A 17,119-nucleotide genomic window follows, 5' to 3' on the forward strand; every position below is an offset into this window, starting at 1 on the left:
ATAGTAGAATATTTTACTTGTTATTACACATAAAACAAATTTCTATGTAATAGAAGTTATTTTTATTGAAAATAAATATGTTGTCTTCTCCTATTTAAGAAATCAGAAGATCAATACATATTTATTTTTTTTGATCTTAACAATACAGAATTGAAATCTATACAGGATAGATCTAGTATCTTACTACTCGCAGAAGGGCAGCTAATAAAGTTAGCAAAATCATCGCTATAAGTAAATACAAAATAAAAAACTTCGCAATGTAGCATGCATCGCTGGTAGTGATATGATAAATATTTGAACTTATGATATCTGCGTGTCACTAGACTAGTCCATTCTCATAAGAAATATGCACATATGATGAAAATATTCTTATAAAGATGTCATCTTTACAAGAGCAGTGCATTCAAAAACATAGGGGAATTTCTAATGCACTACAAATATTGTGCAATCAATCTTGTGGTATGGATATTGCCATATACTACATAAACATTCAAAGTGCTTGCAATGTTCATGATTAGTGAATATTTTGTACTAAAAATCAAACAAAAGCACAAGAATATTATTCTTGAAGAATTTTTATAATGCTTATAGTAGTCTCCAACTACTGCGTCTCTTAGTATCTATCACCATATTTTATGAATGTATAACAAAGTAATCAATTATATTTGCCAATATTTTATACATGTTGATGACGCTAATCTCATATTAGGCTTAAATGCATCTACTACCTTGTAATATCAATCATTGTATTATCATGGATATTATGAAAGCACTCAACCGTCATTATATGAAAAGGTAATATGCTAGTATAATAACGTTTATCTTCTATATGAAGAAACAATCTATCATTATAGATTATATATCCTTATAATGATGATGCATATTCCTTGCAAGCAAAAACAGCACTCATTGATCCTATAAATATATATTAAATATAGACATGAATTAAATGGTTAATCTGAATTTTTATCCTTTAATCACAACTACGATATGTATTATATGTAGATCATACGCATATTGTATCTTATGCACATGCAACATAATTACGATATATACTACCACTACAAGAAGATAAATAGTATACGCACACTATACCATGTGTATGACATAGGTCAATAATTCTTATTAATCGAATGATGTATAGATCGATCGCTAAATTTTTTATAGAAAACGATCTGAAAGAGACGCATGAAAAATTCATTATACGTAGATAGTAAATCGTGTGCACGGACTATGCATAACTATTACATCGTATCTGTCATATGTATGCATTAAGATAGATAAATCTTTCATTTTATTCTTAATATTATAATCATAATCTACATAGATTATGCATAAAGATTATGGATGTTTTTATATAGTATGCCAGACTCTATGTAATAGATACATTGGAACTATATTGCTATGATCCGTGAAAATGTTAATAATTATTATGGCTGGGGTGCAGGGATTCGAACCCCGGAATGCTGGTATCAGAAACCAGAGCCTTACCACTTGGCGACACCCCATATAAAAACTGGTGGCTACTACGGGAATCGAACCCGTGACCCCAGCATTATGAGTGCTGTGCTCTAACCAGCTGAGCTAAGTAGCCTATCTTTGAGATGTGCTATACACATAAAACATATTATAAAATGACTGGGGTACCTGGATTCGAACCAGGGAATGCCGGTATCAAAAACCGGTGCCTTACCACTTGGCTATACCCCATTCGTATCGAATTCTAAGTATTTGTGGTGCGGGAGGCGAGACTTGAACTCGCAGACCTTTCGGTGCCAGAACCTAAATCTGGTGCGTTTACCAATTTCGCCACTCCCGCGCTCAAATTTTACGATTCATATAGTGATATATAAAAATTGATGTTTTATGCACCCTCTGTGTTAGAAACATACTGTATTATGTTAATTTTTGCCCTCTGCGTCAACTAATTTTTAATAACAAAAATATAATAGTCATATATGGAGTATGTGCTATAATTCAAATTTTAAGTCACTGATCTTTCTAATAATCATTCTCTTTATGCTTTTACATATCGATAAATCGTAAAAGGTATAAAATTAATGATATTCTAAAGGTTATGCATATATGACGTATTAAAATACCACTCTCCTATAACATAATTTTATCTTTTTACTCTTATTGCGAGAAGTATATAATACATAGTATCCACTTACTGTATAATGTTTTTTAAAAAATTCTTCCTTCAGTACAGACTCAATATATTTACTAGAATAATATGATGTAGAGAGTAAAATTCCCTTACAGTTTATGACATAGAGGTTGAATACAGTTTGTAAGTTTCGTAAAGAGGTGGCCTACTAACAAGAGTGCACATTTTATAGGATATCTTCTACAATCACCACGCTTGAACTGGCGTATTATAATATCAGAATAGATATCGCACGTCATACCTTATTCCAGGTTGTATCCAACAATCAGAACATTATTAGGTGATGGATCAGAGACGGGTTATAGTAAAATCAAAAAATTCTTAGCAGAATATTACATAGCTGCTTTTTTAAAAACCAAAAAGATATTACGTAATACGATAAGAAATAGTGGATGTATATCTGATGCAATGTAGCAAATCCATTAGTCATAATACTGCAGTTAACTCGCATTCTGTATTCGCTTTAAAAGATTCTCGTCTCCTCAACGAGGGATATACATTTCTCCCATCATGTGAAGTAAATTTGTAGTTAACGCATATGTGATAATATTTAACCTACGCGCAAAATATGTAAAACCTGTCTTGTAATACTGATATTTTAATGACACCATGGTAATATTATTCTCATAGCGGTATATGTATCACCTTATAGTTATCATAGTCGTCACAACCTATGCCAAAATAAAAAATGTCTCATGAGCGTTAAAAAATACCAAATATACTTTTACTGCTATTCATCTAGTTGCGATGATATAGTAAGGGCCATTATAATAGCATCCTCTGTTCCATTAACTGTTGGATAATATCCTGGACGTACAGATACTTCATTAAAATTTAAGTGTCTGTAAAAAATGATGGCGGGATAATTTGAAGCACGTACCTCTAGTCATAGTGTCTTAAGATCACGTCTCTGTAACTCATGGATTAAATGATTAAGCAATGCTCGCCCTAAACCCTTTCTTTGAAACTTAGGATCTACTGCAAAGTTGAGCAAAGTAGCTTCATCCAATACAAATTGAGTGATAGCAAAAGCAGCCATTACTCCATGTACTACAAGGCAAAAATTTACATACCGCGGACCTTGGTTACTAAAAAATATCTTTTTAATACAAGGATAAATATGACTACGTTTTTCAATGTCAAATGCGGCATCAAAGTCGTGCGGATACAGTAAAGAAATCTGATTCATATAATATTCTTGATTGATCGGTAGATGTGTTCTATTAAAAATTTTTAGTATTCTTCTATTTAACTATATAAATAGACTGCATAACACTTATATTACATCAATCTAGCTTGCAATCTGCTAAAATTGAATTATCATGAAGTTTTTTAGATGACGGTTTCATCATATCAGTATGATACTATTTATGCTTGATATCATCAACTGTTTATAAACCATAAAGTTTGCTCTTAAGGACACTGACTATCAATATGTCTTTTACAAGTGCAAGAGTAAAATACAAGTAATGAAGAATGGTAATATTATACTTTTAATCAAACTATATCTTGAAGTATCATATATCAATCATCTTTAGTATAATACACATAAAAATATATACTCAATTCATTACTAAATGAATATATTTTTATACTATAAACCTATTTACATTCAGTATATCAAGATGCACAATAGAAAAAGATAAATATATTATAAATAATATCGTAATATACATCTTCTTATCGACTATTTTTACTGCAATATCAGTGATTCTTTCCAAGAATAATCGCGCAATCATAAAATATTTTATCAAAATGTGCATTATAATTGGATTATATGTGTGCTCATACGTTTCCAAAAAAGGTCTTACAATTTTTTTCATGTATGGTGTGTATACGATACTATATCTATAAAATAGTGTATACACATTATAAATGTTTCAATCTTTAGTATGTACATTATACAATAGATTTATAAATTATAATATTTTATCGTTCAGCTTTGTGATACAAATTCTGTATGAAGATAATATATATTCATTTTCTCATAGAGGATACGGTCCAATTATTCAGGTACCTTTTACTTTCATATACTATTCTGTATGAGATGTTTATAGTATCATGCATATATACATACGATAGTTATCAGTCAATGACTGGCTTAAATATAGACAAAAAGCTAGATTAAATAAAAAATATATTCCCCATCTGCGTTGTTATAATCTGTACTATTTGCGTAGTATAAAATCATAGCCCTAATTCATGACAAGAGAATACATTGCAAAATCTATTAGTTGTAGCAACATCTACCCACGACCTTAAATTCTCGTAATGGTATTATAATATTTCCAATATTATCATCGTTTTTAATTTTTTGTTATCCACATAAGGGACGAAGCGAATAATCTATTATCTTTCATGTAGATGTTTTTGCGATTTGATACTACCAGGAATTACTAAAGTATCTATAAAGTTAAGGGTTTATCTTTAATGCTGACTGATGTCGTAGTAATTTTTTCTCAGACAGTGATATTAAGAAATGGATCGTATCATGATTCTTGTTGTATCAGAAAATATGATACATGATACTTAATACTATGGATACTTATTTCATTTCTAATTCTTGTATCTGATTTTCTGCATGATAAGAAGAGCGTACTAAAGGACCGCACGTGGCATGACTAAAACCTATCTCTATAGCCATTTTTTGCATTTGATCAAATGTCTCTGGTTTAACATATCTATGTACCGGTAAATGCTGATTACTAGGTTGTAAATATTGTCCAATAGTTATCATGCTCACACCACTTTGACGTAGATCATGCATGACTTCTATCACCTCAGAATCTATTTCGCCCAGCCCCATCATTAAACCAGATTTAGTGGGGATATCTGGGTGTAATTCTTTAAATAATTTTAACAATTTTAATGAATACTGATAATTCGCACCAGGACGCACAATATTATAGATGCGTGGAACATTTTCTACATTATGATTGAATACATTCGGTGGTGTTAGGCTGATTATCTTAAGAGCACGCTCCATACATCCACGAAAATCAGGTACTAAAATTTCAATTTTGATAGACGGATTTTTTTTACGAATAGCACTAATACAATGAGAAAAGTGCTGAGCACCTCCGTCATGCAGATCATCGCGGTCTACTGAAGTAATCACTACATATTGAATAGACATTTCATAAAGAGCATTAGCGAGATTATCTGGTTCATTTATGTCTGGAATAGCGGGACGGCCATGTTTAACATCACAAAAAGGACAACGACGAGTACAAGTGGCACCTAAAATCATAAAAGTAGCTACACCACGTGTAAAACATTCATAAATATTAGGACAAGAGGCTTCTTCGCAAACAGAATATAGACTATACTTGCGCATTATATCTTTTAGAATCTGAATATTACTCCAGTTAGTGGGCAGTTTAATCTTCGTCCATTTCGGCTTAGGTAATATGTCTAAATTTTCATTCATCCTAATATTTTCTTGAGTGCCATCTGTTGCATCGATATTACTGGTTTTTAGGATATTATGGCCTATAACTAATTCCTTCATCGTACTACTAATCCTATTTAATAAAAAGTGGTAGCTTATTCTTTAAAAAGAAATTTCTCAAATGTATTATATCCATATTGATTTTTTCATTGCATCACTTACATGATAGATATAACCGCTGATTAAGATACTTTCAAATGAGGTAATATGCATTATAATAAAATATCTAATCATATAGCTGGATGCCCTATATTAAAACAGGACAACATGCAAAATATAAGAACATTTTCTGAATCGCTATTTTTCGTTAAAATACTTTATTTGTTAAAATGTTTTATTTTATCATAAAAGATAATATATACAAATAATGTACATATATATTCATCTATATTTCACAGTATTCTTTAGTAAAATAAAGAAATATAATACATTCAAAATGAATGTGATCCTCTGTAAGTAGTCTATCATTAATTCATTACATTAATGGGTAGACGAAGCGATATGTACTCTTGAATACTATTGAAAATAATGAATGATCTATAATAACTAAATATCTATAACATCGTTACAAAATACTTCTATATAACAGTGTATGAATAACCATATGAGTATAATCAGATTAGTATTTATTCAAGGTGGTAATACAAGTATTTTCTGATCATTTCATGATCTGTAATTATTTGCACTGTATTGTTCTTTTATGGATACTCAATTGATATCAGTAACCATATTATGGTGAGCGTTAATTGATTGTTGCATGTATAACTCATTGTATAATACATGTATATAGTCAAATGATTTTACTCTTGAACTGTTTGTCCAAGTAAGTGGATGCCGTTGCCCCAATAGATCTCTTTAATAGCTAAGTGAGACATAAAATTACGTATTAAGGCTGGCTGCACGTCGGAAATCGTGACTTCTGGTTTTTCTTGAATTAACTGAGTCATTTTCAATTGCGGGTCACCACAAGGGTTAATATATAAAAATGGTGTTAAATCCATATCAATATTAAACGCTAAACCATGATATGAACACCCCTTGCGTATGCGTAATCCCAGTGAACATATTTTTTTCCCATTAATATATACACCTGGTGCACCAGGTCTTAGATGTGCATATACAGAAAAATCAGAAAGTGTCGCGAGTACTGTCCGTTCCATAGCACCCACAAGCTGATGAATGCTCAGCTGACGTCTTCGCAAATTTAGCATTACATACAGTACTTGCTGTCCCGGACCATGATAGGTTATTCCACCTCCTCGATCACTCTGTATAACTGGAATATTCTTAAGCGCAGATAAAGGTTCCTTTTTGCTTGTTTGTCCTTGTGTAAATACTGGTGGATGTTCTACTAACCAAATCTCATCTAGTGTCATATGATTACGCTGGTGAGTAAAATTCTTCATAGCAAAGAAAACAGACGTCCAATTCTGCAGGCCTAGTTGTCGAATTACCAGAATGTCTAAAGACACTACACCTCCTCATCATATATGATGTCTAACAATTCATCATAAGTCACTCTAGTATGCAATATATTAAGCTATTAGCTCTTCATGAACGCTTCTACTATGGAAGTTATAACACCATATATACTGCTGGGATCTGGCTTAATGCATCGTACAAATCTTCCACTTGCTGGACATTTCTTGCAGAAATAGTAATAGAAATGGAATAATATTTTCTTTTCCGACTCGCTTTAATATTGGGAATATACTTACCAGGTGCATGATGTTGTACAATTTTGACTATGTTACCAGGTAGATCTGCATGTGCAAAACCGATGACTTTATAAGTAAATAAAGTGGGAAATTCAAGAAGATTGATAAGATTAGTTTTCATGAATACTCCGATTTTAAAAATAAAACCTTCTGGCTCAGTGGGAACTACATCGATGAGTACTGAAAAATATTATGCTAGTCGGCCGTTATCCTTATAGTCACAAGTCATTGGTAAAAGAATATAGAACCTTCTATAATATACGTAATATTTATAATCTTTCATAGAAGAGAGTTATACTTTACAAAAGTATGCTCTATAATATTAAAAACAGAGCAGATGTAATTTTTATATTATAAAAATAAAAATTATTTATGAACATGAATACGATAACTGTCATGTAACTTACTACATAATCTTTTTTATTCTATGACATGATATAATAGAAGTTATTTCATATATTAAGGTAGTTTTTGTTTGATGCCTTATCTGTGGCCGACGTAGTAGATGATTAGCATCGTAACAGATATACCGCCAATCTATGAAAATTCTTTGTCGATGTATTGATAATGTTATATATGCCTTCTCACGATACACTTTAATTTTGAAACCTAAGTAAGGTGATAAAATTTTAAAAACACACATTCATTCTAGTTATCTTAATCTGCATTCGAAAACATATATGTTAAGTCATAACACACAAGTATCCTACGGTCAAATTGTTTTAACCGCTATTTATGTTATGTAGATCAGATCTGTTTTTATCTAGAATACATCCTCAGCGGTCTCTTAAAAATCATGTAATCATTCGATTCTTTTTGTAATTTATTATACAAACAATGCAGTGATGAATGTATTGTATACTCCTTTCTATATCTTACTCACTATGTTTTTATAACGCATAGATATTAATGCGATTACTCCTCTGGTGTTATTTACTATTATTATTTTATGTAATTATAAATGACTACATGTTTAATAAAACTATGCGTAACATATATACGATATACATAATTATTATATTTATTTTTTAAATAAAATTAGTATTACATGCGCTATCGATAAAAACTAGTATGTCACTAATTTTAAATTTTATACAATCACCACAGTATCGCTATGTAGATGAGTAAAAGATACAAAGGTTACATTAAAAATTTATTTATTATAACATCTAAATATATAATATATGTTTTATGTCACCAAAAATATCTGTGCAAAACACTTTAATTTTTAATTAACTTATAGTACCTATACTGAGTATGGTGTATATCAATGTATATAGTATATATTCATAATTTGTTATCTATGATGTACATCTGTAATCAATAAAATTTCTGTATCTATTTTTTCAACAAGCACTTACATTAATAATAATGATTATATTTACAATGTAATATTGTATATAACCTTATAGAAAGGAAATAACAAAAAATATTATTCAATAGCGCTCTTTTCTTTTTTTTCGTATGAATAGTGAAAGAATAAATGTTAGATCACAGAGACATGAATAAATAAAGTATATATAGTGTTCTATCTTACCAGAATTTTAGAATTAAAAAACAATAAGCACAGGTGCTAAGAAAAAATGTATTAATCGTAATATATTTGAAATATATACTTCAAAGTTATAAAATAGAATCGTTATATATGAAATAATTTCCATTGATCGCCACTAATATTAGCATTTAAGATAGACTAGAACTTTCAAAATAGATTATATCTAATCACTTATAAATCATTAAAGCAATCTTATGAAGATAAACACTAATATGGTGCTAAACTATAAAAATATATTTTTTAAAAGATTATTCAAGCATCCTATTTGTAAATTACAAACAAATTGTAATAAGTGCGCGTACTATTAACGACTTATTTTTCCTACAATTCTCATTGTAGTAGCGTAGAAAACTGATATGTGTATGTGTAATACACTAAAGATCTCAGGGTGCTAACTAATAATATTATACCTATAAGATTTATCCTACTGTGACATAGTTCTAGGTCTATAACATATATACCATCGCACTACGGCTTAATCTAGCCAAGACTACACGTTACATTTTAACAAAGAGTGCCGTAAACTAACAATACGATTAAATACTAATTTATTTGGAGTAGAATGCACGCTATCAGTACAAAAATAACCCTCTCTCTCAAATTGATAAGGTGATGATGTTTGTGCGTATTGCATATTTTGTTCTACAAAACCTTTTTGAACCACCAGAGAATTTGGATTAATCGTTGTTAAGAGATCCTCTGCGGCCGCTGGATTTAGAGATGTGAATAATGGTTCATATAAACGAAATTCTGCAGCTAAAGAATATTTAGTAGACACCCAATGAATCACACCTTTGATTTTTCGACTATCGAGTGGATTTTTATTGAAAGTATTCATATCACAAGTGCATAATACGCAAGTAATATTACCTTGGCCATCTTTCTCTACACCCTCTGCTTTAATTACATATGCATGGCGCAAGCGCACCTCTTTTCCTATCATCAAACGCTTATAATTCTTTTGTGTTTCTTCAGAAAAATCAGAACGATCAATATAGATCTCCTTTGTAAATGGCACGATACGCCTACCCATCGTGTGCTTATTTGGATGGCATGGCATACTAAGCATCTCTTCATAGTCATCAGGAAGATTTATAATAAAAACTTTAATTGCATTCAGAACAGCCATCGCTCGTGGTGCGTTTTCATTTAGATCTTCCCGAATACAACTTTCTAATGCCGTCATTTCAATGATGGCTTCTTGTTTACTAATACCAATACGACGGCAAAATTCACGTATAGATGCTGCAGTGTAACCTCTACGACGCATACCAGCAAGAGTAAGCATTCTTGGATCATCCCAACCCTCTACTAACTTCTCTGAAACTAAACGTTTTAAATGGCGTTTAGATAAAATCGTATATTCAAGGTTTAAACGCGAAAATTCATACTGTTTTGGATGAGTAGAAATAGTAATATTATTTAGTACCCAATCATATAAACGACGATTATCCTGAAACTCCAGAGTACATAATGAATGTGTAATCCCCTCAAGGGCATCAGAAATGCAATGAGCAAAATCATACATCGGATATATACACCATTTACTACCGGTTTGATGATGATCGGAAAATTTTATACGATAGAGAACTGGATCTCGTAAAATCATAAAGCTAGAGGCCATATTTATTTTAGCACGTAAACATGCCGCTCCTTCAGAAAAGCATCCATTACGCATCTGAGAAAAGAGGTTAAGATTGTCCACAACACTACGATTACGATAGGGGCTATCCTGCCCTGCTACAGTTAAACTCCCACGATATTCACGAATAAGATCCGGTGATAATTCGTCTACGTACGCTAAACCCTTCTTGATAAGTTCCACAGCATATTCATATTGTTGCTCAAAAAAATCTGAAGCATAGCGTACAGTGCCATACCACTGAAATCCCAGCCACGTAACATCATTTTTAATAGATTCAATAAAATCCATATTTTCATTTACAGGGTTGGTGTCATCAAAGCGCAGATGACATTGCCCTCGGTAGTCTATAGCGATATTAAAGTTTAAACAGATAGATTTTGCATGGCCAATATGTAGATAACCATTAGGTTCAGGTGGGAAACGAGTGCGCACTATAGTATGTACACCACGTGCCAGATCTTCATCAATAATCTGACGAATAAAGTTAGTTTGGCAAGATAGAGCCTTACTCATTTTGTATTTCCTTAACACATACATGACATAAAAATCTATAATAACTCACATATATTCAATGTATAGAGAGAATAACACATTGACAGTCTAAATAAGATGTGCATGGTATACTCTGTATATGTTGTGTCAGTATGTCAAGGATTCAACTGACTGTATGATGTTAAATCCAGTAATGGTCAATAGAAAATTCTGGAATATTGAATTTTGTACTTTAAAGTAAATTAGATCTTGTTGGCAAAAAAATCATCCATAGCATCAATAAAATTCACATTCAAAGCAGCGTGATAGATTCCATGGTTATAATTTGTATCCTCTATACCACGTAAAAAAAGATAAATTATTCCACCAAAATGATGCTCGTAATTATAGTGCAGTAGACGATGACGTAGATAACGATGTAATGCCAATGTATAAAATTGATACTGTAAATCATAACGATGCTCTCGTATTACATCTATCATTATCTCTTGAGTGTAGTAAGTGCTATCGGGTCCTAACCAATTAGATTTATAATCTACAATGTAGTATTTTCCATGCCAAAAAAATACTAGATCAATGCAACCTTGTAACATACCTCGCACCTGCTGAAATCTTAGCGGAGAACAACTGGCAGATAATGGATCCTGTCTGATCATATTATTTAATTTTTCTGCCGTCATAACAGGGGAGATGGGTAGATAAAATTGCATTTCGACTCGTTTATCTTGCAGAGGTATTTGGGACAAGCTAACCCCAATATGATTTAAGGGAGCATGAACAATATTTTTCATCCAAGTATACATTACAGGCCCCCAATCTTTACTAAAACCTTGAGATACTAACTGACTCTCTAACCAGCTTTTATTTAACAACTGATGAGTATCTGAAGTTTCTAATAACTTATGCAGGAATACCCCTGATTTTACACCTCGTGGGAAAGTATGGGGAGTGAGTAATGCAGATGATACCTGCTTGTTGCTTTCGATTACGTCAGAAAAATACAAATCCAAAACTTTTGCAGGCATGGGCTGCCATTTTTTGAGATGCATCAGACTATATTGTTTGTATAAATCTGAATAACTCGTAATCCGCCAGAAATCTTCTAAAGGATATGATAAAAGACTATTGCTTACGGTCTTTTGTATTGTAGGCTTCAAAATTGCACCGTGCCATGTATCGCCACTTTCCCCCGATGATATCATGACTGTAGTGCTATCTGTATCGAAAGCTACCAGTGCTTCTAGAAGACCACTAGCATCCATCGCTTTACCTTTTTGAATTAAATAACCTAATGCACTGTGATGCAGATCTGTCTTTGTAGTATTTTGGCGTATATTGAGACATAGAGGGGCTATACCCACGCTACAGTGAAAGATTGAGCGAGTTAGTGCAACATAGAGTAAACGTACATCTTCAGCTAATCTCTCCCGATCAGCGAGAATCATACTTTTAGGCTCTTGATTTAAATCCAAAAATGTAGTACATATTTTGTCATCATAGTAAACTGCATGCTTTGCCTGAAGACAAGAAATAGCAAAAGGTATCCACACCAAGGGATATTGTAATCCCTTTGATTTATAGATTGTGATAATTTTTACTATATTATGATTGCTTTCTACCCGTAGGCGCTGATTGGGTATTCCAGCATCCTTTTTCTGAATTTTCTTACTTAGCCAGCGCACTAATGCAGTGTGATTATCGAAATCAGAAAAGCGTGCCTGTAAAATTTCACCTATATGCAATAGATCCGTTAAATAACGTTCACCCTGTTTAGATGTTAATAATTTTTCCTCTATCTTCCTTTGTTTAATCAACCTGCGAAGCATCGGTAACACTCCGTATTTTTTCCAACAATTCTGATAATCCATGAACTCTGCTATAAAGGTAGTCCACATTGGTTCGTCATGCTTCACAATATCCAATGTGGTAGCATCCATACCAAAAAGATTAGTGATTAAACAATGGAGAAAAGTAGATTCTTTCTCTGGTGTGAGCATGGCTTTTAAAAGCAATAACACCTCTTGTGCTGCTAGTGTATTAAACACGCTTTCTCTATTAGAAAGATATACTGATGGAATATTTAAGACATCCAGCGCTTGTTGTACTAATGCCGCTTCATTTTTATTGCGTACCAATACGACAATATCAGAAGTTTTTACCGGATGTTGGATTTTAGTATTACCTATAAAAGCCGCATTTTTTTCAGCTAACGATAACCAGTTACTAATTTCTACTGCACACTGTTTTGCCATGTATTCTTGGTAGTTACTAAGACTCACGCCATTACCAGGCTGTAGCCAAAATGTTAACGCGGGTTGCTTTCTATCACTTACACTAAAATACATATCATGATTTATCTTTGCGGATTGTACAGGTATAAACGGTATCGCGGTAAAAATAAACGGATTTGCATGATGTGTAAATAGATGATTAATCGAATTAACCATACTTTTGGATGAACGTTGATTAACATCTAACGTATAGTGTTGTTTAATTTGAGAACTGGCTTGCATATAGGTAAAAATACTGGCTCCGCGAAACGAATAAATTGCTTGCTTAGGATCACCTATAAGTAGAAGCGCAGTATTAGGTTTCTTGTAATATAAAGTCTGAAAAATACGATATTGCTGAAGATCCGTATCTTGAAATTCATCTATGAATACTACTGGATAACTTTGTCTAATAGCTGTAGCTAATATTTTACCAGATGGTTTCTGTAATGCAATGTTCATAAATGTTAGTAAATCGTAAAATCCAATTTGTGATTTTGTGTTTTTTTCTTTTTTCGTATAGGCCCTAATACTCTTTAATCCGCGAGAAATTATAAGATTACGCAACGACAGCTGACTCGCCAAAAAGATTTGGATCTGATCAAAAACAGGATGATACGGTGATTCTCCCTTAATGGTGTTATCTATTAATATATTCTGACTAAAACGTACAAGATCTTGAGCTATCACGTAATCTACTGTTTCAGAAAGCGCCCATTTTGTAATACGATCTAACCAAGTAGGTAGATTCTTACTGTTATAAATACGGCGATTAACCCCAGATTTCGCAATTAATTCTTGTAAATTTTTTATTTGAAGCCATGCTGTTTTTAACATATTAATACGTGCGATAATCCTCCCATGTCGCTGCTCAATAGTATCATTACTATGTATATCTTCCTTTATCGTGAGCTCCTCTCTGTGTAACCATGGCGATAATGTTTGTAATAATTGATCTGGTCCAGACCATATTTTATTAATGATACGGACAATAGGTAGGGGTAATGAGTAAAAATCTCGTCTCCAAAAATCAATGGTACCCCGGCGCTGTAAACTTGTTTCATCTTCTAGAAAGTCATGCGTAAATAACATACCGGCTTCAAAAGCCTTCATATGCAATATGCGCTGACAAAAACCGTGTATAGTGCAAATGACTGCATGATGCATATTACGTTCGGCGATTAATAAATGTGAGATAGCCTGCTGTATATTACTAATTTCAGACATTAATGTTGCAAGAGCCGGATTCAACGTTTCACCGCGAATACAGGCAATGCGTAATTCGTGGATATTAGAACCAATACGTGCACGCAATTCTGCTGTAGAAGATTCAGTAAAGGTTACTACTAAAATTTCTTTAACTGATAATCGTCGTATAAAATCTGCATGACCCCCTAACCCAAGTAAAAGACGTAGGTAGAGTAATCCAATAGTAAAAGTTTTTCCGGTGCCTGCAGATGCTTCAATTAATACCTCTCCCCGCAGTGGTAATGTCAAAGGTGTAAATCTAGAAAAAACATGTTTCATCAATACTCACCATACTGGCATGATACAAGTCATTGAATCTAAACCCTCCCCTTCGTATCAATAAAACAAATCATAAATTTATTATAATCACGTTATTCTATACTTCGCTAGAAGCCTCTATCAGAAATCATGATATATTTTTATAAAAAATAGAATTATTTTCTTTTCTATGCGTCCATCTATCACAACACTGTTGAGAGAATATACATGAAGTACGTTAAAGTTTAACTACATCATTGTCAGCTTCGAATAAAGGTATATTTGAAGGGATATCATGGTTAGGTTCATTTTGTAAATTTACATAAAATATACTGTGACCGTAGAATGATTATTCTCTTTCAATTGTATGATAAACATAAAATAATAAGAGATGATTGCATATATTAGTGATAATCATTTTAATATTGTAATATAAATATTTAAACCTCCATGTTTATTACTTTAGGATCTTGCATCCTATCTTTAATATTATAATTTATCATCAATAGACTATATCCATTATCTCATTGATATGAATTAAAGAAAGATAAAATATAGAAAGAAAAGACTTACTACAAAGAACATGTCGATATCCAGCTATTATAACCTATATGCATATCTCGTATAAATAATACATATCATACATCTTCTTAAAATCTACAAATCTTCTCATAGTCACTCAATCATAATTTATTGATATTTGTAAATAATTATATTTACTAAATAATAATATATTTACATAAAGTCAAGTAATACATTTACATAAAACAAAAATAATTATACATTCATAATAAAATTATCCATACTGATATTATATCATCCATCATGACTATAGATAGTAGCAAATACATTAAAGAAAACTTTAAAACTCAATATCCTCTTAATGACTATTAACTAATTTATAAAATAGTAAGTACTTGTAAATTTAGCGGCTTATTTTATATTAAAATATAAAATACAATAATACATGAATTAGAGTATTATACTCTATACAGAGATTGATAAATAAAAAGAAAAACATAAAGCTTTTAGTATTTTTAAAACTATTTTTATGTTTTACATATACTCTTGAGCATAATAAATATGCACACATTCTTTTGTAGACGCTCCATAAGAGAGACATACCTCAAGTACACTATTTTTTAGAAAAATAACTCTTATTTTTTATCAATCATCACTACATACATCATACTTATTATCCACACAGAAGTCATCTAGTGAGATTGATATATGCATACTACATACATATTATTCAGTTATTATTGCAGAATAAAAACATCAAATAACCACAAAATTAAATATCATAATGTGGAAAGCCTTGTGTAATATGAAAAATATGTGTAGAAAGTGCTATAGTCTACAAGAATTTGGAAGAGCAGTGCGCAAAGCGGGATTTCAAGGTGAACATAATAAGATAAATATAGTTATGCTACTTATCAATGGCAGTTTTTAATCTACCACGTACCATCCTATCCACTCTCTAAAATATCTCAGATACAGAAATTTCTGTGGTATGGTCTATCTCACAATGACATGTTATATAATATATTCATATATTTTTCTCTACATGGGAGAGCGAAATGAACATGGTCCATAAAAAGATAGAAGAAAAATTACGTATGGCTTTTTCTCCAACGTATATCGATATACGGAATGACAGTACTCTTCATCATCGTGCATCGATAGATATCGCAAGTCACTTTAAAGTGTTCATTGTTAGTGAGCAGTTTAATAATCAGAATTTGCTCACAAGGCACCGTCAGATATATAGTGTGTTAAAACAAGAACTATCTAATGGTATACATGCATTATCCATTACCAGCTATACACAAAAAGAATGGGTCGCACAAAAATATAGTACTGGTTTGAAACATATATCACAAAATATATGCTGCGTAAGCGCTCAACTGAAGGATTAAAAAATGGTTGTATGTTCTCACAGAACATCACCTATAAAAAGTAAAACTGATTCTCTGAAAAACATATTTCCCGCTGCTCTTTGTATATTTAAAAAAAGAAAGCGCAAAGAAATACATGTTAGGAAACATCCTATATAAGGTAGAATACCTTGAGTTAAGAAAGTGGCTAGATTTATTGCACAATAGAGCATAGTGATATCTGATATCTTAGCAAAGCATCAGAATATATAAGAACTATTGAAGTATACAGCATGCTCATATTATTTTTAAAATGCACTGCACTCTATGTAGATTGCTCATCATACTCAACGTATATTTATTTTCAGGATAAAACATATCCAGAGATACTCTTGTTTTTATTTCCTAGTATAGTCCTATCTCATGATAGGACGG

6 protein-coding genes, 4 tRNA genes and 1 pseudogene are annotated in these 17,119 nt (G+C 31.8%); 1 reads left to right on the plus strand and 10 read right to left on the minus strand.

The features are described 5' to 3' along the window. Positions 1-1,433: 1,433 nt before the first annotated feature. The 10 genes and pseudogenes from ERCILAFE3058_RS01755 to recB all read right to left on the minus strand — a co-directional run bounded on the left by ERCILAFE3058_RS01755 (position 1,434) and on the right by recB (position 14,828). Positions 1,434-1,508, minus strand: a tRNA-Gln gene (locus ERCILAFE3058_RS01755). A gap of 9 nt (positions 1,509-1,517) precedes the next feature. Further along, positions 1,518-1,594: transfer RNA gene (locus ERCILAFE3058_RS01760), tRNA-Met, on the minus strand. A 44-nt stretch (positions 1,595-1,638) separates the two neighbouring features. Next, a tRNA-Gln gene (locus tag ERCILAFE3058_RS01765) sits at positions 1,639-1,710 on the minus strand. Positions 1,711-1,734: 24 nt separating this feature from the next. Then, positions 1,735-1,819 (minus strand) — tRNA-Leu (locus ERCILAFE3058_RS01770). Between the two features lie 1,081 nt (positions 1,820-2,900). Then, positions 2,901-3,359: pseudogene (gene rimI / locus ERCILAFE3058_RS01775) on the minus strand (ribosomal protein S18-alanine N-acetyltransferase). A gap of 1,356 nt (positions 3,360-4,715) precedes the next feature. After that, positions 4,716-5,681, minus strand: coding sequence for a lipoyl synthase (lipA, locus tag ERCILAFE3058_RS01780; RefSeq protein ID WP_157989757.1), 966 nt, complete (start codon positions 5,679-5,681; stop codon positions 4,716-4,718). Positions 5,682-6,421: 740 nt separating this feature from the next. Then, complete coding sequence (lipB, locus tag ERCILAFE3058_RS01785) at positions 6,422-7,093, minus strand: lipoyl(octanoyl) transferase LipB (protein WP_157989758.1); 672 nt, start codon at positions 7,091-7,093, stop codon at positions 6,422-6,424. Between the two features lie 103 nt (positions 7,094-7,196). After that, a complete protein-coding gene (gene ybeD, locus ERCILAFE3058_RS01790) occupies positions 7,197-7,460 on the minus strand; it encodes a DUF493 family protein YbeD (RefSeq protein ID WP_157989759.1) in 264 nt (87 codons plus the stop codon). Positions 7,461-9,384: 1,924 nt separating this feature from the next. After that, complete coding sequence (gene glnS, locus ERCILAFE3058_RS01795; RefSeq protein WP_157989760.1) at positions 9,385-11,052, minus strand: glutamine--tRNA ligase; 1,668 nt, start codon at positions 11,050-11,052, stop codon at positions 9,385-9,387. 221 nt (positions 11,053-11,273) lie between these two features. Next, positions 11,274-14,828 (minus strand): exodeoxyribonuclease V subunit beta, encoded by a 3,555-nt coding sequence (gene recB / locus ERCILAFE3058_RS01800; RefSeq protein WP_157989761.1) that lies wholly within the window; start codon positions 14,826-14,828, stop codon positions 11,274-11,276. A gap of 1,565 nt (positions 14,829-16,393) precedes the next feature. On the opposite strand from recB, the gene ERCILAFE3058_RS01805 reads away from it, so the two are divergent. Beyond that, positions 16,394-16,726, plus strand: coding sequence for a BolA family protein (locus ERCILAFE3058_RS01805; RefSeq protein WP_157989762.1), 333 nt, complete (start codon positions 16,394-16,396; stop codon positions 16,724-16,726). The last annotated feature ends 393 nt before the right edge of the window (positions 16,727-17,119 follow it).

The sequence above is a fragment of the Candidatus Erwinia haradaeae genome, assembly GCF_900698955.1.
GTDB classification, from domain to species: domain Bacteria; phylum Pseudomonadota; class Gammaproteobacteria; order Enterobacterales; family Enterobacteriaceae; genus Erwinia_E; species Erwinia_E haradaeae_G.